The organism is Pseudoalteromonas sp. MSK9-3 (genome assembly GCF_003590335.1).
In the GTDB taxonomy this organism is placed as follows: Bacteria; Pseudomonadota; Gammaproteobacteria; order Enterobacterales; family Alteromonadaceae; genus Pseudoalteromonas.
On record NZ_MIET01000018.1, the window covers coordinates 1 to 22,980 of the forward strand.

Annotated in this window: 13 protein-coding genes and 1 pseudogene; 4 read left to right on the plus strand and 10 right to left on the minus strand. The window is 42.9% G+C overall.

All coding sequences use genetic code 11. The features are described 5' to 3' along the window. Nucleotides 1-288: pseudogene (locus tag BGP78_RS06770) on the plus strand (IS110 family transposase); the annotation flags it as partial. Nucleotides 289-695: 407 nt separating this feature from the next. Here the strand turns inward: BGP78_RS06770 and BGP78_RS06775 are convergent. From BGP78_RS06775 to BGP78_RS06820, 10 genes are all read right to left on the minus strand, one after another. Continuing rightward, nucleotides 696-1,802 (minus strand): hypothetical protein, encoded by a 1,107-nt coding sequence (locus BGP78_RS06775; RefSeq protein WP_119860686.1) that lies wholly within the window; start codon nucleotides 1,800-1,802, stop codon nucleotides 696-698. Next, complete coding sequence (locus tag BGP78_RS06780) at nucleotides 1,795-2,748, minus strand: hypothetical protein (RefSeq protein WP_119860687.1); 954 nt, start codon at nucleotides 2,746-2,748, stop codon at nucleotides 1,795-1,797. The genes BGP78_RS06775 and BGP78_RS06780 overlap by 8 nt, the downstream gene beginning before the upstream one ends. 484 nt (nucleotides 2,749-3,232) lie before the next feature. Then, on the minus strand, nucleotides 3,233-5,191 hold the full coding sequence (locus BGP78_RS06785) for a M6 family metalloprotease domain-containing protein (protein WP_119860688.1): 1,959 nt from the start codon (nucleotides 5,189-5,191) through the stop codon (nucleotides 3,233-3,235). 84 nt (nucleotides 5,192-5,275) lie between these two features. Beyond that, nucleotides 5,276-6,316, minus strand: coding sequence for a cupin-like domain-containing protein (locus BGP78_RS06790; protein ID WP_119860689.1), 1,041 nt, complete (start codon nucleotides 6,314-6,316; stop codon nucleotides 5,276-5,278). Between the two features lie 9 nt (nucleotides 6,317-6,325). Further along, entirely contained in the window at nucleotides 6,326-7,075 is a 750-nt protein-coding gene (locus BGP78_RS06795; RefSeq protein ID WP_119860690.1) for a SapC family protein, read from the minus strand. Nucleotides 7,076-7,087: 12 nt separating this feature from the next. Continuing rightward, nucleotides 7,088-8,767, minus strand: a complete 1,680-nt coding sequence (locus BGP78_RS06800; protein ID WP_259386212.1) for a tryptophan halogenase family protein — start codon at nucleotides 8,765-8,767, stop codon at nucleotides 7,088-7,090. 57 nt (nucleotides 8,768-8,824) lie between these two features. Next, on the minus strand, nucleotides 8,825-11,782 hold the full coding sequence (locus BGP78_RS06805; protein WP_119860691.1) for a TonB-dependent receptor: 2,958 nt from the start codon (nucleotides 11,780-11,782) through the stop codon (nucleotides 8,825-8,827). A gap of 265 nt (nucleotides 11,783-12,047) precedes the next feature. After that, nucleotides 12,048-13,049: a LacI family DNA-binding transcriptional regulator gene (locus tag BGP78_RS06810; protein WP_119860692.1), complete on the minus strand. Its 1,002-nt coding sequence runs from the start codon at nucleotides 13,047-13,049 to the stop codon at nucleotides 12,048-12,050. A 57-nt stretch (nucleotides 13,050-13,106) separates the two neighbouring features. Continuing rightward, on the minus strand, nucleotides 13,107-14,438 hold the full coding sequence (locus BGP78_RS06815) for a glycoside-pentoside-hexuronide (GPH):cation symporter (RefSeq protein ID WP_119860708.1): 1,332 nt from the start codon (nucleotides 14,436-14,438) through the stop codon (nucleotides 13,107-13,109). Nucleotides 14,439-14,463: 25 nt separating this feature from the next. Next, nucleotides 14,464-15,795 carry a GH1 family beta-glucosidase gene (locus BGP78_RS06820; protein ID WP_119860693.1) on the minus strand — a complete coding sequence of 444 codons (1,332 nt, stop codon included), beginning with the start codon at nucleotides 15,793-15,795 and terminating at the stop codon, nucleotides 14,464-14,466. A gap of 225 nt (nucleotides 15,796-16,020) precedes the next feature. Here BGP78_RS06820 and BGP78_RS06825 point away from each other — a divergent pair, with 225 nt between their 5' ends. From BGP78_RS06825 to BGP78_RS06835, 3 genes are all read left to right on the plus strand, one after another. Next, on the plus strand, nucleotides 16,021-17,304 hold the full coding sequence (locus tag BGP78_RS06825; protein WP_404936037.1) for a sugar MFS transporter: 1,284 nt from the start codon (nucleotides 16,021-16,023) through the stop codon (nucleotides 17,302-17,304). Nucleotides 17,305-17,309: 5 nt separating this feature from the next. Then, on the plus strand, nucleotides 17,310-19,829 hold the full coding sequence (locus BGP78_RS06830; protein ID WP_182912239.1) for an exo 1,3/1,4-beta-D-glucan glucohydrolase: 2,520 nt from the start codon (nucleotides 17,310-17,312) through the stop codon (nucleotides 19,827-19,829). 179 nt (nucleotides 19,830-20,008) lie between these two features. Beyond that, complete coding sequence (locus tag BGP78_RS06835; RefSeq protein WP_119860695.1) at nucleotides 20,009-22,897, plus strand: family 16 glycosylhydrolase; 2,889 nt, start codon at nucleotides 20,009-20,011, stop codon at nucleotides 22,895-22,897. Nucleotides 22,898-22,980 lie beyond the last annotated feature (83 nt).

The window sequence follows — 22,980 nt, forward strand, 5'->3', positions numbered from 1 at the left end:
AGACGGTTATTAGTCGAAGGCGCTCATAGTTATCGCCATGCAGCCAACATATCGACTGAACTACAAAAACGACAAGAAGGCTTGCCAAAGCAAATTGTTGATATCGCATGGAAAGCACAATTAAGACTCTGCAAACGTTATAAAAAGCTTATAAATAAAGGCAAGCATTACAACCTTGTTGTCACTGCTATTGCCAGAGAAATGATTGCGTATATCTGGGCAATTGCAAAAGAAGTAGTATTGATACCCGTTAATCCAAGATTACGTTCAGCACGGGTACCCGCTTAATATGAACGAATTAGAGTTAATGCATTGGGTCAAGCATCGGATGTGGCACAACCACCGACGGCGTTAGGATGGCAATGCTGCAAACACAGTATTGAACCACGAACATAGACTGAAGACAGGTGCCACGTCGAACTAAGTAAGGTCTGCTCTGCCCACGAAAGTGAGTAACCAACGAATATCAGCATGAAAACCGACGAAATTACTTGCTTCATCTTATGTATTAACTCGCTCTAATTCGAATTGAGAGATTATGGCTTATAGTTAAGCAGGGATCAGTGTGTTTAACTTGACAGTGGGAGTCATACCAACGCCCGCATAAAGTGCGGATAATGCTTGGCTAAAATTAGCGAAGAATGAGCGCCAGCCAAGCGTTTGACGTCATTTTTTATGCGCTTGTTATAAGTACATTACTCAGAGTGCTTTTTGTATAAAGCCAACTTTGAACTTTCTAACTGACTCAAAAGTACTTCTTTCATTTTGCTTTGACTTATCCCTATTTTGTTCTCTTTAAACCTTACACTATTTACTCGAATTATGAGTTCTGCACTTTTATCTTGTTTAGCGACAAACTCAGGAAATTCAAAAGATATTACACATGTTCCACTATAATTAATAAAATCAAATGTATAAGAAGCTTCTATCCTGTGCATTTGAATGTTTTTATGTAACCTTCTATTTTTAATGAAAAATGTGGAATGTAGCTCTTTACCTTGAATTTCTAAGTTACTAACTTTTTCTTGCATCCAAGAAATTTCTTCTGGGAGTTCTAGGGATGTGTCAGGGCTAAAGCCAATATCCTTAGTATCTTTGAAGTAAAGCTCATTATTTATTTGCTTTTGACTCAACTCTTGTAAGAACTTAATTCTTTTTTCATTAGTGAAATCAGAAAACCTTATCTTTTTCACTTTTTCTTCACTTTTAACGTGACCCGATTTCTTTAGAAGTCCAATCACATCAGAGGCTATTTTATTAGCCACCTCCTTTGTTTCATCTGACGTATGAGACAAACTGATATTAATATCTAAAGCATCTCCATCTTTTTTTAGTTTAACTTTTCCACTAAATTGCGTCGTATTCTTATTCCAACTTTGAGTGTAGTCATATCGTTCCACACTAAAATCTAACTCAATATTGTTAGGATCGTTATCTATGGTCTTAAAGCTTGGATTTCCCAAAACCTTATAATTCGCAAACTCTTTTTTAGTAATTTGGTTTACATTGTAACCTAATGGTATTGCATCAATTAAATTTACATCTACTGCTTCACATTTAATTGATTGTGTCTGCCTTTTGGGGTTAGCTTCTCTTACCTTTAGGTTTTCGTTGAGCTCAATTAACTCTGAGGGGGTTATTCCTGTCCTCACTAAGATAGGGATATATGAACTTTTTTCTTCTACAGAAACAAAAATCCCTCTTCTACGAATCAGTCCTCTAAGATCTGATTTAACTACGCCTGAATCATTTAAAAACTCTCTTAGTGAATCCCCAAATGGTAATAGGTATTTTTTATTCATTTATTAAATTCCTAAAATCAGAGCTATAAGATTTTACAACTACATTAAGCGAACTTTTTGTGTCCTTTTTTAAACGTTTTGCTCTTTTTAAGATTGGGTCATGTTTCAAGGGGTCGTATTCTGGAAAAAGGAAAATAAAGTCACCGGTGAAATCTTGTGAAACGTCACTGGCCAAATACAAGAGTCGATTAATAGCTTCTTCGGAAAAATTTTCTCTGCTAGACAAACAAAATGATACTTTTTTTGTCTGCTTATCAATTATCCTAAATGGTAATAAATTTGAAGTTAAATACTCAACAGGCATGATGCTTCCGAATTTATCAATATCAGGATCTTTAAAGTTGGAGGAGCTAAATGCATAATGAAAGTAACACTCATAGTTCCTGTAATTATTACGAATATAATTCACAGAATCGTAAATGAATGCAGCACGACTATTATCAACAACATGTACTGTTGAGAAGTTAAGGCTTTTATCTAAATTTATATTTGCAATTTTACTTATAACATCTTGGTCTGACTCTTTATGGTTACTTAGCCAAAAGAGAACTCCAACATCACTAGCTTTATTAATCCCTGACATTTCATAGTCTTCGTTATTAGACGACCTCAAGTCAGACTTCATAAAGCACTCTACCGTTTGGGCTAAGTCTTTTAAATGCTCTTTAAATTTTGATGATGGGTTGGCAGGGTAAGGATCATTTGTATATTTGACCGATAATACAATATTTTCGAGTGTGTAATCTTGGAGTTGAGATCTAAATGAATGGAATACATCAATACCATGAGTTGTTCTATTCTTTTTTGCACTTGCTCTTTTATGTTTTTCTGGAAAATGACAACTTATTGACTCATCGTCTAGAAAATTATCCCAACCTATAATAGTTAGAAATTCAGAAACAAGCTTTTCTCCTTTTTCACCAATTTTTCTTGATAGCTCACCCATAACTTTCCTTAAACTTATTATTCAAATAATATCGAACAGGCCAAATTGTACTTATAACAGCGTTTTAACTTAAATACCGACAATCACTCTGCTCTCATTCCGTTCAGAGAAAATCAGAATTACAAGACAATTAAATTAATATTAACAAATTACCACCATCTGTAACATATCACAATCATCTTTCCACACCTCATGAACCCGATAATTGACTTAACCGAGAACATATTTGACTCGTTATGTAAAATCCAAAAATTAAAAAATATAATAAATTCAACACTGTAAAGACTTTACTTTTAGTTAACCGAGCGTAATATCACTTTACATAACGAGAAGGAAAGCTGTACTTGCTAAATAACCCTCTCCTTTCGGACCTCAAAAAATCACAGGGTAATTGCTTACCCTGTGATTGTTCTTTTGAGCTCAGAGTTAGAGACACATATATAATTCAGCTCTGCTTACTCATGCTATTTTTTATTTACTCACGCTATTTATTAACTGTTAACTGATAGCTTCCTGCGCCTGAATACGAATAAACCAAGATGCGGTAATAGCCGCTGGCGGCATTGTAGCTAATCGATTCCTGCGATGTCGGTGTTTCAGATATCGCGACTTGCTGCCAGCTGCCATTGGTCCACTTTTCAAGCTTTAAATCAAAGTCGGCGTTACTTGGGCCGGCAAGTTGTAAGCCAATGGTGCCACCCGCGTATTGAAACCAGCGACCATCAGGGTGAACGTGCTGTTCTTTGTTCGCCAGCGTGCCTGTATACACATCACCCGTTGGTGGCGGTGTGCCTGTAACAAGCTCAAATGACATCGTAGCTGCAGCGTCTGAAATATTCTTAATCGACAAGCCTGAATCTTGGCCATTCCACCACAGTGCATTGGTGCCTTTATTGGTTAATGCATTGGGTAAAGTACTTGAAAACTCTCCTGCGGCTTTAAATAAGTCGCTATTATCACCGCGGTTAATGTTGTTTTCTGGATCTCGATTCGCGTCGGCGTGTTCCATTTGAATGTATGGTCGCCACTCATTCGAGTTACTACCTGCATTGTCTACGTGCCAAATCGCAAGCCCTGAGTCTAACTGCTCTGAATTTTGTCCTGCGCGATGAACCGCTTCAATATAAAACGCTTCGTTTCGGTTGGCAGGGTTGGTCCACTTATATGATGTGTTACTTGCCGACGTATGCGTTAACACCCCTTTTGGTGCATTGCTATTTATGGCGGGATTTAGCTCTGTCACTGCATCCCACCCTGCAAGGTTTCTAAAGTGCGCCACCGGTGGCGTGGGTTTAAACTTATTGGTAGTGCCAATTGCGCCATAACCCATCACGCCAAAGCTTGCGACAGAGCCTTCGGAGCTACCATCATAGTCATACAAGTCAGGCCAATTGGTGATCAAGTGCCCTGATTCATGTACAAAGGTACCAATGGCTAAGCTATCACGCATATCGGTGATCTGGTATCGGTCGGTGCATACGCCGTCAGCACAAAATTGGGGGCTCAACCGTGCCATGTGTGGCCATAGCCCTTTTGACCAACTGCTATCAGAATTACCCGCATAAAAAATGTTTAAACCTTTTATTTGCTTACTGCTGTTGGTTGATAGCGTCGAAAAGTCAAAGCCTTGCTGTACTTCAAGCCAATCTAAGGCTTCTTTTATCAGCTCTTGTGAGCGCACGGTAGAGCTATAACGGCTGTCGGCATAGTACGATTTGTTCTTTTTCGCGGTGTAGTACTGAGTTACCGTATTGGTATAGTCTAACTTGCCCCCTGAGACCGACCTAAAATACCCGCGTACCGACTGCGCATTACCAAATTCGGTGTAATTTAGTTCATTTAAAAAAGACTCAATTTGGCTTTTATTGATAGTGCCCCGCTGATCAGGAAAATCAATAATAATGGTAAGGCCTTTTACATTACCCGCCGCCTCTTCAAGTGCAGTGACTTGATTTACATCCTGCGTTAAATGAGATTGGGTTTGATTGTTAACTACAGTATGGCTGTGTAACTGCTCGGTACTTAACAACATGGCTTGCTGCGCTTGTGCCACTTTTGCACTTACAGCAGCGGGGGTTAAGGTTTTCACATTTTGCACATGTTGTTGTGACGTGCCTTGTTGTGAAGCGCGAAGGTCGGTGGCATCTTGCTGCGAGTTATTCGCGGCGTCCGCCTTAGCTAACACCCCAGTCGAAATAAGCTCAGCCCCATCACTTGATACCTCAGCATAGGCTAAGCCATTTAATTGATTATCAAATATAACCAATCGCCCGTCGCTCGTGCGTTGGTAAGCAAAGTAGTCGTTGCCGTCTAGGGAGATGGTGAGTACCTCTCCATTTGGCTGCGTATAATGATATTGTGCATTGTCATAGGGGATTGCCGCATTGGCAATCGTGCTCACTAAGGCTAATTTAGCCAAAAGTAATGTGTTAAACCGATACATGTTTGTTCCTTAAATAAGTTCAAGAAACATACAATTAACATTTAATGTATAAATAAGCAACAAATTACTATTGGAGCAATTAGTTCATTTATTTAATAAATTGATCAGCTCAGCGCGCAGTGCCATTGATTGTGCGGGGTTCATGGCTGCCAGGCGGCCTTTAGCATCATTTGGAATATGGGTATGCTTATCTTCACTATTAAAAATATAGTGATCAAATATGCTTTGCCAAGCGGCTTTTTCATGTGCAGGTAACTGGGCTAATGATAATAACGCATGGGTTAATACGTCACTGGGCATACCTAAATGGCGGGGTACATCTCGCCACCAATAGTTGATCAACGCATTGACATTACTCTTACCTTCAACATGATGCCACCATAGGCTAGGAATATAGAGCATATCACCGGGATGCGCATCGCATACAAAGGCGTGAGTTTGTGCCTCTTTATAGCGCGGAAAACGCATTAAATCGGGGTCGGTTATATCCACCAAACTCACCACCTGCCCAGCAGGCGTTACATCCATGGGGCCTGGGTATAAGTTTTTAATTTGCTCAGGAGCAAACAGGGTAAACTGGCGCTTGCCCGCCACCACACAGGCTAAGTTATCTGGCACGTCATAATGGGCTGCAATTTTAGTTTTACCCCCCAGCCACAGACTGGTTAATGCGCTGTCGTGCTTATAGCTGTCTGTATGTGCAAAATTAAATGGGGTGTGTGCAGTTAAGCCGGGCAAGCAATACTCTAACGTGGTAGAGCCCATATACACGGTGTCTGTCGTTTGGGTTGTTTCTTGAACCGAGGTCTGATTTTTTAAATGGCGAACAATCTCAGCCAGTGTGGTTTTACTTTGTGTAAAGTTCTTGTTGGTTAAGCTGTTATCGTAAAAAAATCGGCCGTTATACTTTGCCGCCAGCCTGCAGGCAAATACCGGCACGTTTACATCAAATTGAGCGATGTAATCAAAAAATGCCTCATCAGAGTGTATTGCCGCTTGAACAATAGGCCAGCTGTGCGCCGCCCCTTTAAATAAAATAGGTTGGCTTTGCTGTTGTGTTACCTCAGTAATTAACGACGAAATTTGCGTTTGGTCAGGCAAGTCAAAAGTAAGTACGCTATTCATTTAGTGCCCTTAAGCTTCACTTTGCGGTGGGCTTTGGTGCTCGGTTCGTTGCTGGTTTTGGTTCAACTTTACATTGACCAAGTTTTTTAACTGCCCAAGAGACGCCATCACCATATAAATATGCTGTAAATAACCTACTTGGTGCAGCGCTTCCAGGGCACTTGCGTCTAACTGACGTAAATTATCTTCATTGATGGTGTACAAGCCAGTTAAGGCATCTGATCCTACTTTAAGGGTGGCACTTTCCAACAAATCATATTTAAGTAAGCTTTGCATGAAGGCTTCGTCGTCAGCATATCCATGATGAATAGCCTGTAAAACACTGTTTATTTGTGTCAAATATTCACTATTGCCGCCGTGCTCTAAAAATAGCGCCTCACCACGTTCATAATTTACTCTGGGGTGCGCTACATCAATGTGCACTGCCGCGACTTGCTCGGGCACACCGTTATTTATGTGTTCTGTGAACCCAATTAAAAACGGCGCACGTAATATCGACAGGGGCATATACTCGGCCATCCAATTGTCGTTTTCTAAATATAAATTTTCTCCCTCAGCAAACCCCAATAACACCACAGAGTGAAACAGCCCTGTTTGTGCGTTCTTTTTGAAAAAAATCACATACTCATTTTGCAATTGCACAAACTCGCTGGGGAATACCCCCGTAATACTCACATCATCGCCAAGTTGGCTACTACGATGGGTCATTACTTTAATTTTATGATGGTCTTTATTATTTACTAGCTCAACTTTGCTCATTGTCACCTCTGTTTATATTTTTGGTATTCCGTGGTTCTTAATATTCAAAAGCAATGCTCGGTTTGTGGGTAAGGTCTGTTTACCCTGTTCAGCAAAGCGATTTACGCTGAGCTGAATGTCTTTAAAAAGAGTCTCTGACTGCATCGATAAAATCGGTTGTGTTATAGCTGTGTCAAAGCCCATGCCATATAAAATATATTGGTAACTTGCTACCGAAAATATATCGTTGCTATGGGGTAAATCTTGATGCTTAGGCACTTGATAACGCCACAACGCCAAGAGTTCACTCAAGTTTTTCGGTATGCCTTGTGAGCGCATAGTTTGCCAATATTCACTGTCAGCCCGATTACTCAGCACATAATGCAATTTTAAAAATGCCACCGCACTTTGCCAATGATGGCTAAACTCTCGGTTAAAGCGTGCGGCGACCGTTTCCATATGTACGGGGTTTTGCGGTAAGTTTTCAGCAATATACGCCGCACTTAACTCAATCATAACCAATGCAGATGCCTCTAAAGGCTCTAAAAATCCCGCTGACATACCCACTGCAACACAGTTTTTATACCAAAGCGTTTGCCTGTACCCGGGGTTAAACTTAATTGTGCGAATAGCCTCTGCATTGGGTTTGCTTAACCCTTGTTTTTTAATATAGTTTAACAACGCAGCCTTGGCGATGTGCTCACCGGTAAACTCACTGGCAAACGTATAGCCAATACCACGGCGTGTGGGCAAAGCAATGTCCCATATCCACCCCTCAGTTTGTGCGGTAGAAAGCGTGCAAGAATTTATATCGCACTCACTGCTCTTGTGGGGCACTTGCACCGCAACCGCTGAGTCATTTTTTAACACCTGCTGTTGACTCAGCCACGGTACTTTATAGTGTTTATCAATCAGTAGTGCCGCGCCGCCGCTACAATCAATAAATAAGTCTCCTGCTACATTGCCATGTGTTGTTGTGATCACAGCCTCTATGTTATCGGTGCATTGTCCAATAACCTCTATCACCTCATCCACAATATGCGCGACGTGTAATTGCTCAGTGCAATGCTTTTTTAAAAGTTTTGCGAATTTATCTGCATCTAAGTGGTAGCCATAATTGCCTTGGCCTGTAAATTCTTTATCACTGCCCAGCTTGGGCGCTAATTTGGCGTCACACCATGTTGCTTGTGGGCACAGCATATGGGCAAAGCTCAGATCTGAACTTCTTGGAACATGTGCTGAGTGACCTTGAATATACCCTGCGGGTAACGAGAAGGGGTGATAATAATTGTCAGGCATCTGACTCGACCCCCAATTAATAAACTGAGATCCTTGCTTAAAAGATGCGTCACAGCTGCGCATAAAGTCTGTTTCAGTTATGCCAATTTTTTGCAGTGTGTCTCGCATCGTAGGCCATGTGCCTTCGCCCACACCAATGGTTTTAATATTCGCTGATTCGATGAGCGTAACGTGCACCTGCTCGCCATGATGGGCAGCAATAACGCCCGCGGTTAACCACCCTGCACTGCCCCCACCAATGATGACAATGCGCGTCACTGTACTATTTTTTGACGCACTATTTTCTGATGCACTGTCGCCCGATGTTTTAGCCGTCGTATTGTGACCCATATTCTCAACCATACTTTCAACCGCACTTTTCAACCTTAACTTAACCAAGATAGGTGTCGCTGCATTGCGTGCTTTATCGTACAAACGGCTGTATCACAGATACAGCCGTTTATTTTTAAACACACTTTCCAAATCAATTATTTAAAAAGTATAGCGGGCGCCAATATTATAGCGAGCACCATATTGCGCCCCATTTAAAAACTGCTCTGGGTAACGCACATATACACGCTGCGTCTGTTCGGTAATATTTAACCCTTCAAAAAACACCACCAGCTGATCGGTCACTTGGTAATTCACATTTAAATCGACCTGCGAGTATGCTTCGGTAAATACTGGTGATGAATGCTGATCAAAGCCCGATAGAAACTCATCGCGCCAGTTATACGAAAGCCTAACCGATAAGCCGTCTTTATCGTATATTGCCGAAAAGTTAGCGGAGTCACTCATACCCACTAACGCAAATTGTGGGTCAACCACATCTCGGTCTACTTCAACATCACCGCTGACTTTCGTGGCATTGGCTTGCAAGCCAAACCCTGATTCACCAAACATATGCTGAACAGCAAACTCCCACCCATACAAGCGCGAGGCACGTAAGTTTACATCTCGAGATACCGCAAAACTTGCTAACGGATCATCAGTATTACCCGCTATTCGCGTTCCAGCATCACGGCCCATATTTTGGTTAATACGGTCGTGAATAGCCTGATCTGAAGGCTGAATACCCTCTGCAATCAGCTCTTGTCGTGCTTGCTCGGCGCGAGGGCCAATAAACGCATCGGTTAGCCCTGCAATGGTTTCGTTGGTGGTTACATTCACTAAAAAGTTATCTACTTTTTTATTGAAATACCCGATCGATACATAACTGCCTTCTTCATAATAATACTCAGCTGATAGGTCATAGTTATCAGCGACATAAGGCTGTAACTGTGGGTTGCCCACTTCCACTTTGCGCTGACCGACTTTTGGGTTACCAATGAAGTTTTTGGTAGAGCCTAGCGCGTCAATTGATGGGCGAGTGAGTGAACGAGAGTAAGATGCACGTAAAATCACATCATCAACAATTTCATAGTCAATATCGACACTGGGTAGTAACTCTTCGGTTTCACCTTCACCTTGCGAAAAGCTCTGATCGGTGGCGTACACATATTCCCACTCATTACCATTTACCCACTCCATCGACACCGCAGGGCGCTCTAAACCCGCAGAGGTGACCTCCGTTTTTTCATAGCGCAAACCAACCAGTACATTTAATGGCATGTCATCCACATCAAACGTCATGCTCACTTGGGTATACAAGGCCGTTGTGACTTCTTCAACACGGCTGTCGTTATCTATGGGGCCTGATTGGAACTTGCCATTTACATCGGTTGGCCAACCTGAATTGTATATATCTGGTGCAATGGTATCTTCAATGGTTTCAAACAAGTGTAACACCGAATCAAAATCCGCCGTGACATAGTAATCGATGGCTTTATTATTGCCGTTAGAGAAGCCATCGAGTAATGAACTTATACCCACTCGTTCAAACATATCATCAGGGAAATGCACCGCAGACCAGTTCCACCAGCCGGCTGGCAAGTTTTGCGAAAAGGCTTTGGTTTGCCTAAATTCCATTTTGGTATGCGCGCCACCAAAACTCACTTTATTCACAAAGCCATCATTTTGATTTACCCATTCACCTTTTAACTGAAACTGCTGCATGTCATTTTCGCTGGTGTCGTTTGTGACAGCACCAAACAATGAACCAATATCAGCGCCCGTAAGTTCAGCTTGAGGCTGGCCCTGCCCATCAATTAAATCAAGCCCCCATAATGGGATCCCGCTACCATCAACGGTATTCGATTTAACATTGATGTTTGCGGTATTTGGGCCAAACTCAGGCCCAGAGTCTGCACAAAAACCACAAAACGTATTACCAATAATCAAAAATGCATCAGAACCTAAACCTGCTCCGCCATTGGTGGCCGATGAGTCATGCATATCAAATTGCAGTTCTAGGGCATCACTGGCTTGCCAAGTTAGGTTAAAACCCAAAGACTTGTTTTCATTTTCATACTGAGCACGGCTTAGATTCGTTGCATAATCGCCGCCAATTTCAGCCACATCGGTATAAGTGCCATTTTCGTTAATGGTGGCACTTTTTACATTACCGCCATTGTTAAACCACACACCAAACCCATTTCGATTTGACTCAAATTCAAGTTTTGAATAGGTGTAGTCAACCGTCGCTTCAATGTCGTCGTTTACGGCATATTGTAAAACCAGCTGACCATTAACACGGGTACGTTCGTTGTCGTTAATCGAGTAGCCTGAATTTTGCGGATACCAAGTCGCACCATCCGCACGCTGATTATTGTCGGTTAATGCCAAATTAGGAGATGCGGCAAGGTTTACATTGGGGATCCAATTATCAATTGCTGCTTTTTGTTCACGATTATTACGGTCTTGATATGAACCCGACAACAAAACGCCTAACCTATCTTCCATAAAAGTATTACTAAAAATACCCGAAATTTCTGGGGTAATGTCATCGCCTGTTTCATTTGACGTTTCAAGCACCCCTTTTAACCCCAACGACGCTTTTAACCCTGGTGACGTAAGCGGCTTAGCAGTGATCATATTCACTGTTGCGCCAATACCCCCACTGGGTAAATCGGCTTTCGTGGTTTTATAGACTTCAACCGCGCTGACACCTTCGGTCGCAATATTTGCAAAATCAAACGAGCGACCTCCAACAGTTGGCATTTGGCGACCATTTAAAGTGACGAGGTTAAATTCAGGGCCCATACCCCGTACCGTTATTTTACTTCCTTCGTTATTACTTCTATCAATAGATACCCCGGTGATCCGTTGCAAAGATTCTGCAAGGTTTGCATCTGGGAACTTGCCAATATCTTCAGCAGTGATGGCATCTACCACCCCTGTTGCACTGCGCTTTACATCCATTGATTTGATTAAACTGCCTTTTATCCCTGTGACTTCAATCACTTCTATTTTTTCTTCTTCAGCAGCATTAGCCAGCGATACTAAATTACCGCCAAGAATGAGCGACAGGCTCGTTGCTAACACAGATTTATTGAATTGCTTGGTTTTCATAGAATGTCCCCAGACCACACCATATGTTTAGTGCTTATGTGTAAAAGTAGCTCAAAAACTACTTTTGCAAATAAAGCACTGAGTTATACGCCCAATTACGTTATTGTGTTTTATAAAATGTAAGCGCTTACATTTAAAGTTAGAATATTATATTTGCTGCGTCAACTGTTTATTAACTAAACCACAACTAAATTATTATTTATGACTGTTTATTCTCGGCTCATACACTCTAAACTGGGCTAGTTAAACTTCTGTTTTTAATCACTTAAGCTAACTGTTTACTTGATTTTCTGACTTCAAGTTTTGGCACAAAAACATCTCGAAGTACCAAACCAGATTTATCATATGTTTTTGCTAAAATGTAGTTCGCAGCCATTTTTCCCATTTGAAAAATAGGATAATCCACCGTTGTTAACGTGGGGTATAAGTAACTGGCGTAAATAATATTATCGAACCCAACAATAGAGAGCTGTTCAGGAATATCTAAATTTAGCTCACGCGCACGGGTCATCACGCCCGATGCCATTTCATCATTGGCACAAATAATGGCACTGAACGCTTTGCCTGTGCCCAACAAGGCATCTAACCCAGCACTGCCTGACTGTTGCTGATAATCACCTTCAAACACCAGTTCGCTATCAAATGCAATATCGGCGTCTTGTAACGCCAATTTGTGCCCGTTTAGTCTGGCTTGTGCATCCTGCTTCCAACTTGGGCCGCTGATATAGGCCACCTGAGCGTGCTGCAAATCTAGTACATGCTGCGTAGCAAGATAACCGCCCTGCTGATTATCTAAACAAATACAATGGGTTGAGATTTGCTCTATGTAGCGATTGATTAATACAAAAGACACACCCTTTGCCGCTAAGTCGATTAAATACCCGTCAGAGACCGCTTCAACATGCAATATTAAAGCGTCGCATTTCCGGCCAATTAAAAACTCAATACTGGCTTGCTCTGTGTCGGCATTTGAGTGACCCGATGCGATAATGGCATGTTTACCTTCACTACGCAGTGTTTGCTCTATGGCGCTCATCATATCGCCAAAAAACGGACCATGTAGCTCCGACACCAGCACGCCCACACTATTGGAACAATTCGACGCCAAAGATTGGGCGATGGCATTGGGTTGATAACCCAACTCTGCCATTGCACTGAGTACTTTTTCTTTGGTTTTATCGCTCACTCGTGCGTTGTTATTCATCACCCGAGAAACCGTTGCCAACGACACCCCTGCAAGTTCAGACACCTGATAAATTGTCGCCATTAAACACCCTCGTTCTGCTTCGCTCTCAGCTTAGTGAATCGCTAAACTACTTTTTTATTATGCTGTTTTACACAACTGACTTTGCACCTGTGCCATTTCACCCGCGTTTAATTTATAGCGCGTCATGATCATCGCAACCACCAACGAGCCAATCGCTGGTAAGAGGGTGAAGCTCAGTACAATACCTTGCTGTGTATCTGATGACTGCACCATATCTGCTTGATAGCCATAATAACTTAATTGCCACCCTGCAATCGCGCCTCCCAATGCAATGCCCAGTTTAATAAAAAACACCACCGATGAATAGACCATACCGGTGATCCTTCGTGACGTTTTAAGCTGCCCATAGTCAATAGTATCAGCCATCATTGCCCATAAAATCGGCGTTGCCATTTGCAAAAAGAAGCTCCACATTGCAAACATCACAAACGCCCACTGCCACTGCTCTTTAGGTACCCAATAAGCCAGTGCACATAACAGTGCGCTGATCAGTTGCAGTGCGATATAGGCTTTTACTTTACACAGTCTATTAGCCAGCCAACTGGAACACGCACACCCTAAAATACTCATGATCATGCCGAGGGTTACAAAGTGCGTAACCAAATCAGGTAATTCTAAGTAATATTTTACAAAATACACAGCCAATGAGGCTTTTAATACTTGGCCTGTCAGTAAACACAGTCCAGCAAACGACAGTAACTGCCACTGATCATTTTTAGCCAGTAGCTTAAAATCTGAAAAAACCGACGCCTTAGCGACTCTTTTTTGATGGGGCAACACACGTTCAGTGGTGCCTAAAAAGCACAGTATAAACAACACTAACCCCAATACACTCATCACTGCCATGGTGTATTGATACCCTTTTTGTTGATTACCTTCACCTAGCAGCTCCACCAGCGGCATGGTGCCCGCTGCAATGATCAGCCCCCCTAACATGCCACACACAAAGCGATAAGATTGCAAAGACACCCGCTCGTTTGGATCAACGGTTAACACGCCACCTAACGCTGAATAAGGGATATTAATTGCGGTATAAACCAGCATCAGTAATGCGTATGTCACAAATGCATAAGCAACTTTTAATTCATAAGGCCAATCAGGTGTGGTAAATGCCAGGACACATATCACTGAAAATGGCACAGCTAGCCATAATAAATAAGGCCGGTATTGCCCGTATTTAGTGTGTGTTCGGTCTGCCAATGCCCCCATCAGCGGATCCGTAACGGCATCAAATATCCTTACTACCAAAAATAACGTGCCGACTAATGCGGCTTCAATCCCCATAACATCGGTATAAAAAATCAATAAAAACATCATCACTGTTTGGAAAATAAGGTTACTTGCTGTATCACCTAACCCGTACGCTATCTTTTCTTTTTTTGTTAGTATCATGCGTCACCTCGCGAATGCATTATTATCTGTTGAGCAGCATATTCCTGTATTGTTTTGCGCTTTCTTTTAAAGTGCGTTGTTGTGTTTGGTAATCGACATAAACGATACCAAAGCGTTTCTCATAACCTTCGGCCCATTCAAAATTATCCATTAGGCTCCATGCAAAGTACCCTCTAACATCTACACCTTGTTTCATCGCGGTGTCTACCGCCGCAAGGTGCGTGTTAAAGTAAGCAACTCTGTCTAAATCAATTATTTGCCCCTGCATCGGTTCATCGTTCATGGCGGCCCCATTCTCTGTGATATAAACAGGGGGTAAAGTGTAGTGCTTATTTAAATCAATCAACAATTTACTTAAGCCTTGTGGGTAAATTTCCCATCCCATTTGAGTTACACTGAACGTTGCAGGAGCCACTAATTCAAAGCCTTCTTGTTCGCAACTACGATATACCGAACGACTGTAATAGTTCACGCCCAAAAAATCTAAATTAGCAGCAATAGTATCCATATCACCGACTTTGATATCTGGCTGATGATCAGAGCTTAGCGAGTCAATAATATCTGGGTATTTACCCTCAAGCAGAGGTTTAATATACCAATGATTAAAATGCTGATCGGCGAGCTTTGCAGCGTCTATATCGGCTTGATTGGTGCTCGCAGCAAAACAAGGACTAAAATTGAGCACAATACCATTTTGACTTTCGGGGCTGTTTTTTTGCAATACTTGCATCGCGAGACCATGGGCTAGCAATAAGTGATGTGCTGCTTTTTTACCATATTGCTTTCCTGATATACCCGGCGCATGAATGCCTATTTCATACCCTAAATACGCGCTGCACCAAGGCTCATTTAATGTTGCGTATGAATATACCTTACCTTTAAACGCTTTGGTTACCACATCAACATAGTGCTCAAACGCATAGACCGTCTCTCTGTTTAACCATCCCCCATTGTTTTCTAGCGCTTGTGGCAAGTCCCAGTGATATAAGGTAACAAAGGCTTTTATATCGCGTTTTTCAAGCTCAGTTAATAAATCAAGATAAAACTGCATCCCTTTGGTATTGACTGAACCATCATGATTTAGCACCCTGCCCCACGATACCGAAAACCGATAGGCACCAACTCCTAAGCTATCAATTAACGATACATCATCACGCCAATGGGTCAGGTGATCGCAGGCAACGTCCCCATTCGATCCATCCACAATGGCACCAGATTTATGACAGAATGTGTCCCAAATGGTGGATTGTCTTGTACTTGATTGACCTTCAATTTGAAAAGCAGACGTTGCCACACCAAAAATAAACTGCCAGTCGTTCATCATAGAATTGTCTGGAATAGTTAACTGCGTCATTGTGCCGTCCTATCTGTTTTGAGCTGTCTATTTAGCGCAATTTTTTACGTTTACATCACACGATGTAGCAGGTGTTTTTTTAAAACTAGGTTGCTTTAGTTAATTGGTGTGCTATAAATGAAAGCGCTTACATTTTTACTAAAGTTAATCGTTAAGCATCATTTGGTCAAGAAATTTAAAACGAGAATAACAAATCAACAGCACGAAACAGGTTGTATAGGAGTCATTATGGCAGGCATACCGATCAGCACACACTCAGAGCATCATGCACAAAGTGGAAGTCAAAACACCCGCTTTGCGTTAGGATCATTAACCACACTTTTTTTCATGTGGGGGTTTATTACCTGCCTCAATGACATTTTGATCCCCTATTTAAAAGCCATGTTCTCCTTGAGCTATACACAAGCGATGCTGATACAATTTTGCTTTTTTAGCGCGTATTTCATTGTCTCTTTGCCTGCTGGCAAGCTGATCAGCAAACTCGGTTTTCAAAGAGGTATTGTGCTAGGCCTTATCATTGCCAGTATAGGCTGTACTTTGTTCTACCCCGCAGCCGCATTAAAACAATATAGCCTGTTTTTGGGGGCGTTATTTGTGTTGGCCTCAGGGATCACCATTTTACAAGTATCAGCCAACCCTTTTGTCAGTATTTTAGGTGACAGCAAAACAGCTTCGTCACGATTAACCATGACACAAGCATTTAATTCACTTGGTACAACCGTCGCGCCTATGTTCGGCAGCACCATGATTTTATCCGCAGGGATCGCTGCAAGCGATGGCAAAGCAGACCAGAGCTCTGTGCAAACGGCCTATTTAATACTTGCGGGTACTTTATTCATTCTTGCGGTGATATTTTCGTTACTCAAATTACCCACTTTAAATGCAGAGCAGCCAAACACAAACACGGCTGGCCCTGCGCACACTCACCGATTTGAAGTACTACAGTATAAGCACTTATCGCTCGGTGCCATTGCGCTCTTTTTATACGTTGGTGCAGAAGTCAGTATTGGCAGCTTTCTGATCAACTATATTGGGTTAGATAATATTGCAGCACTTGAAGAAGCCGAAGCAGCCCACTTAATAGCCTATTTTTGGGGGGGAGCTATGGTTGGTCGATTCATCGGCGCGGCCGTCATGCAAAAAGTCAACGCTGCACACGTGCTGGTATTCAACGCATTGGCGGGTTCAGCGTTACTGTTGTTTGCCATGCTCGGTAATGGTGAAAGTGCAATGTGGGCTATGCTACTGATTGGTCTGTGTAATTCCATTATGTTTCCTACTATTTTTAGCCTCGCGATCAACTCTTTAAATCAACTCACCAGTCAAGGCTCTGGCATTCTATGCTTAGCCATTGTGGGCGGCGCTATTTTACCTTTATTACAGGGTGTTTTAGCCGATGCGATTGGGTTACAGCATTCTTTCATATTGCCACTATTGTGCTTTTTATACATCGCCTACTACGGTTTAAAAGGTACGACGGCACAAAAATTCTCTCGATTTACTAAGTAATTGGAATGAAAATGACAACACCACTTCACTATCTCAGTGTGCTTTTAATGTCGCTATCAACACTGAGTTGTACACAACATGAATCGCAAACAACCACAAAATCCAGTGTGTGGCCAACGTTACACTATAAACTTGCTACAAACTCTGACGTTGAGCAGCAGGTAGAATCTATACTCGCCCAGATGACGTTAGAGCAAAAAATCGCGCAGATGATCCAACCAGAAATTCGCGATATCACCGTTGAAGATATGCGCCGGTATGGGTTTGGTTCATACCTCAATGGAGGGGGTGCCTTTCCTAATAACAACAAACACGCCAGTGCAGCTGATTGGGTTAATCTGGCTGAGCAAATGTACCAAGCTTCCATAGACGATAGCTTAGATGGCAGCACAATACCGACCATGTGGGGAACTGATGCGGTACACGGCCACAATAATGTCATTGGCGCGACGCTATTTCCTCATAATATTGGGCTCGGCGCGGCAAATAACCCAGATCTAATCGAAAAGATCGCCCAAATTACCGCTAAAGAAGTGATGGCAACTGGGATTGACTGGGTATTTGCCCCAACTGTCGCGGTAGTACGCGACGACCGCTGGGGCAGAACCTATGAAGGGTATTCTGAAGATCCCGTTATTGTAGGCCAATATGCATCAGCCATTGTCACGGGCTTACAAGGCAAACCAAATAGCAATTTTTTAGGTGATGAACAGGTCATTAGTACTGTAAAGCACTTTTTGGGTGACGGCGGCACTGTTGGGGGTGACGACCAAGGTAATAATATCGACAGCGAACAGACCTTGTTTGATATTCATGCCCAAGGTTATGTCCATGGTTTAAGTGCTGGCGCGCAAACCGTCATGGCGTCATTCAATAGTTGGCATGGCGATAAAATCCATGGCAATAAATATTTGCTCACCGATGTATTAAAACAAAAAATGGGCTTTGATGGCTTTGTGGTTGGTGACTGGAACGGCCACGGGCAAGTTAAAGGGTGCAGCAATGAAAGCTGTAGCCAAAGTATCAATGCAGGCCTAGATATGTTTATGGTGCCGACCAAAGCATGGAAGCCCCTACTCCAAAACACCCTTGCTCAAGTACAGCAAGGGGAAATTGCATTATCACGTATTGACGATGCCGTATCCCGAATTCTAAGAGTAAAAATACGGGCTGGCTTGTTTACAAAACCCAGCCCAGCTAAGCGAATTTTAGCGGGAAAACAGCATTTAATTGGCCATACTGAGCATCGAAAAGTCGCTAAGCAAGCCGTGAGAGAAAGCTTAGTACTGCTAAAAAATAACCAGCAGACACTGCCGCTAAAACCCAGTAGCAATATACTTCTTGCAGGTGACGGTGCCGATAACATCGCAAAGCAATCCGGTGGCTGGTCTATTACATGGCAAGGCACAGGCAATACCAACAAAGACTTCCCTGGTGGCAGCTCTGTTTATGACGGAGTACTACAACATGTTAGTGCCGCTGGTGGTAAAGTAACATTAAGTCCAAATGGCGAATTCAGCACGCGTCCAGATGTAGTGATCATGGTGTTTGGTGAAAACCCTTATGCAGAAGGCAACGGCGACTTAAATAGCGTGGAATATCAAAAAGCCAACAAGCGTGATTTAGCCTTGCTGAAAAAGTTTAAACTCCAAGGACTGCCAGTAGTCTCGGTGTTTTTATCTGGTAGACCATTATGGGTAAACCCAGAGCTTAATCACTCAGATGCGTTTGTTGCCGCTTGGCTTCCTGGCTCTGAAGGCGGCGCAATTGCAGACGTTTTATTTAAAACACCAACAGACAAAATCAATTACGACTTTACGGGTAAGCTGTCGTTTTCTTGGCCCGCACAGGTGAGCGACCACCACCTGAATGTGCATGACGCCCACTATATGCCCCTATTTGCCTTCGGGTATGGCTTAACATATCGCGATGATGTACACGTTCCCCACCTCGATAGCACCATAGCAGACCCAACAGCGGGGCCAAAAATACATCCTATTTTGCAAGGCACCGTCAAAAGCCCGTGGACGCTCAACATTGTGAGTCAAGCACAACGTAAGCAGATGAGTAGCAACGCAGTGGCACTTGACGCGATTCAAGTCAGAACCATCGACAAAAACGTACAAGAAGATGCACGTCAGATCACGTTTTCACAGACTCAACCAGCAAGAGTTGCCATTAGTCATGTTTTTCCTGAAGATTTACGTGACTTTACCGCACCGAAGAGCGCATTAATGTTTGACATTAAAGTATCAAATAAAGCGGGATTTAGCGCCAAGTTCGGTGTTAACTGCGACGAGAACTGTAGCCGAGGTATTCCCCTTGCAAACGTCGTAAATACTGAACTAATTGATCAATGGCAAAGTACAGCAATGAGTACTAAATGCTTTAGTCATGTAACTGCGTTTGCCAGCGTGTTTAGCCCATTTGCGATTGCCGCAGAGGTCGATACGACCATTAGTCTCGCCAATATTCGTTTAGTACACACGCTACCAAAAGCGCACCAAATGCATCATTGCCCGTAATACAACAGCCCGACAGACTCGGGAGTAATTAATAGAGTGTTGCTAGCCCTTGGCACGCAACACTTCACCCTAAACATTGTGCATATAACAGTGCATACAATCATTTAATTCATATTCAAGGAATGAGTTAAAACCATATGTAAGCGGTTACACCATTTAGACTGAAAAGAGATTGAACTATGAATACAATAAATCGAACTCAGCGGTTATGCGCCTATTCTCTACTCGTTTCAACCATGATTTTTGCATCTGGTTGCTCCGACTCAAGTGGAGAATCGTCTAGAGAGCAGCTTAGCTTTAACACGGCGCCTACGTTCTCAAGTACAGCCAATACCAGTGCATCGGCACAGCAACCTTATAGTTATACCGCGACAGGCGAAGACATTGATGGCGACTCGCTCAGCTATCAAGCACACACTCTCCCGAGCTGGCTTTCGTTTGAAAATAATGTGCTCGCTGGCACGCCCAGCACTACACATATAGGTGATCACGACGTCGTGCTCGTTGTGTCTGATGGTAAGCTCAGTACCACACAGAGCTTTACAGTGACGGTTGCATTAGCAAGTAATGCAAAAGCATGGACCATGACATGGTCAGACGAATTTAATGGCACCTCCTTAGACTCACAGCACTGGCAGGTTGAAACAGGCGACGGCTCACAGTATGGATTAATTGGATGGGGCAACAACGAACTACAGTGGTATCAAGAAGAAAATATCACCGTCGCAGATGGTAAACTTATTATTACCGCACAAGAACAACAGACTAATAATTACAACTACACCTCTGGGCGCATGAAGTCTGAAGCAAAAGTTGACGTAACGTATGGCCGGATCGAAGCGAGCGTAAAAGCCCCATATGGCCAAGGCTTATGGTCAGCATTTTGGATGTTGCCAACAAATAGTCAATATGGCGGTTGGGCATCGGGAGGCGAAATCGACATTATGGAACTATTTAGTCTCACCACAGATCAAAAAGTGTTAGGAACCATTCACTATGGCATGGCGTGGCCGCTTAATCGCAGTGCAGGCGGACAACATAGCCTCAATGTGACAGACACATTTCATTTATATGCCGTAGAATGGGAACAAGATGAAATCCGCTGGTACGTAGATGACGTGCACTATGCGACCGTTTCCTCAGATACTTGGTGGAGTTATTACTACGAAAATTCTGAACTAGGGTACGTATCAAAACCAGCTGCGCCTTTTGATCAAGACTTTCATTTATTACTCAATCTAGCCGTTGGCGGTAATTTACCTGGCTCACCCGATGCACAAACACAATTTCCTGCAGTCATGGAAGTAGATTATGTCAGAGTGTATCAATGTGATTCTACTTCACAAACGGGTGTGGGTTGTGTCACTAAAGTCAATACAGCCGCTACAATTGCAGCGCCAAGTGACGTACATATCGCCACTTACCCTTTATTTATAGATAAAGCGCAAGAGATAACGTGGCATATAAATGATGAAACTGTTTCTCGCGGCTTAACCGCGGCAATCGCATGGGACAACGACGGTGCAATTAGTTTAAGCGAAGTGGATATTGGTGGCGAGCACAATACGGTGCTTGAGATCAGCACTAGCAATATGGGCAATATGGCGATCAGCGCCACAGACAAAGAGGCATTTGCCTTATTTGGTATGGGTAGCTCTGCTGAGCCTTGGAAACTGCATGCCGGCGAGCTGAAATTTGATCTGTTTATCAATAGCGCAAATACCACTGCCGACAGTAATATCCTGATCAAAATGGACAGTGGTTGGCCTGCACTAGGAGAAAAGGTGATCCCTGTTAATACACTGAAAATGGATCAGTGGAACAGAGTCTCTGTGCCTATCAATGACTTATTAGCAACGCCCGGTCAACAGCCTCTTGACATGAACGCCGTTGTGAATTTATTTGTTATTGAATTCAGCGGTGCCGCGCATGTGCAGCTAGATAACATCGCACTAGTGTGTGGTCACAAAGACAGCGGCGGGTGCGGCATCAATCCACCCAAAGTTGAGATTGAGGGAGAACAAATCACGGTATTCGATGACGCGGTTAACGCCGATCTTTGGACAAATGGAATTGGTGCATGGGACACCATTACTGGCGCAGATTACTTTGATGGTCAAAGCGATAACCATGTAACTTGGTCCACCGTTGACAGTGATGATGCTGATCGCGGCAAAGTACTCGAAATTGGGTTTTCTGGTAACGGTGCCGATGGCCTACTGTATTTTCAATCTGCACAGCCCATTGATGTGAGTGACTACCAAAACGGGGCATTAATTTTTGATATCAAGGTGCTTGATTATGCACAAACAACCAGTGGCATAAGCTACAAAATAGACTGTATATTTCCATGTACAACAGGTGATCAAGTCCTTGGTGTCATAGCCGATAACCAGTGGCAAACCATCACTGTGCCAGTCACTGATTTAGTTAATTTTGGTTTAAACCCTAAATCGGTTAATACGGGGCTGGTGATTTATCCTACTTGGGGTGATCAACAAGGTGTGACATTACAAATTGACAACGTTCGCTGGGAAAAATCAACTTCAACGGACACGCCCCCTCCCTCCTCAAGTAATGGCTTAATGATCTACGATGGTACAATTGCACCAACCTGGGAGTTGTGGGATTGTTGTGGCGGTGCAACTGTCGAGCAAGTTCAGTCTGACGATAGCAATTACGCTACCGTTGCCCAATATACTTTCAACAGTACGCCCACTGTGGCAGGCATTATGAGTAGTGCAAGTTTCGACGCAAGTACGCTGAGCAATGGCACCCTTGAGTTTGACCTAAAAGTGTTATCACAGCCAACCGACACTAGTGGAGATTGGCTCATCAAAGTGGAAGGCATTACTAATCAGGTGTTCGCCGAGCTAAAACTGTCACAAAGCCAAGAAGGGATCGCGCCGCAACAGGACCAATGGCAACATTACACGTTCGCATTATCTGAATTAGAAGCTGCGGGACTTAATCTTTCAGCCGTGAAGATCATCATGATATTCCCAACATGGGGCACAGGTGATGGGGCGGTTTATCAATTAGACAACGTGCAATTCATGACCCCGTAAACAAAAGGAGTGGCGTATACCCTATACGCCACTCTCTTACACTTCTTCAAACAAGATATAAAACAAATTAATAAAATCATATT

Bases quoted from the DNA above. Each gene is read 5' to 3' on its own strand.
- BGP78_RS06810 (WP_119860692.1), bottom strand. From the start codon at position 13,049: ATGGCGACAATTTATCAGGTGTCTGAACTTGCAGGGGTGTCGTTGGCA.
- BGP78_RS06830 (WP_182912239.1), top strand. From the start codon at position 17,310: ATGAAAATGACAACACCACTTCACTATCTCAGTGTGCTTTTAATGTCG.
- BGP78_RS06780 (WP_119860687.1), bottom strand. From the start codon at position 2,748: ATGGGTGAGCTATCAAGAAAAATTGGTGAAAAAGGAGAAAAGCTTGTT.
- BGP78_RS06785 (WP_119860688.1), bottom strand. From the start codon at position 5,191: ATGTATCGGTTTAACACATTACTTTTGGCTAAATTAGCCTTAGTGAGC.
- BGP78_RS06775 (WP_119860686.1), bottom strand. From the start codon at position 1,802: ATGAATAAAAAATACCTATTACCATTTGGGGATTCACTAAGAGAGTTT.
- BGP78_RS06805 (WP_119860691.1), bottom strand. From the start codon at position 11,782: ATGAAAACCAAGCAATTCAATAAATCTGTGTTAGCAACGAGCCTGTCG.
- BGP78_RS06790 (WP_119860689.1), bottom strand. From the start codon at position 6,316: ATGAATAGCGTACTTACTTTTGACTTGCCTGACCAAACGCAAATTTCG.
- BGP78_RS06795 (WP_119860690.1), bottom strand. From the start codon at position 7,075: ATGAGCAAAGTTGAGCTAGTAAATAATAAAGACCATCATAAAATTAAA.
- BGP78_RS06835 (WP_119860695.1), top strand. From the start codon at position 20,009: ATGAATACAATAAATCGAACTCAGCGGTTATGCGCCTATTCTCTACTC.
- BGP78_RS06820 (WP_119860693.1), bottom strand. From the start codon at position 15,795: ATGACGCAGTTAACTATTCCAGACAATTCTATGATGAACGACTGGCAG.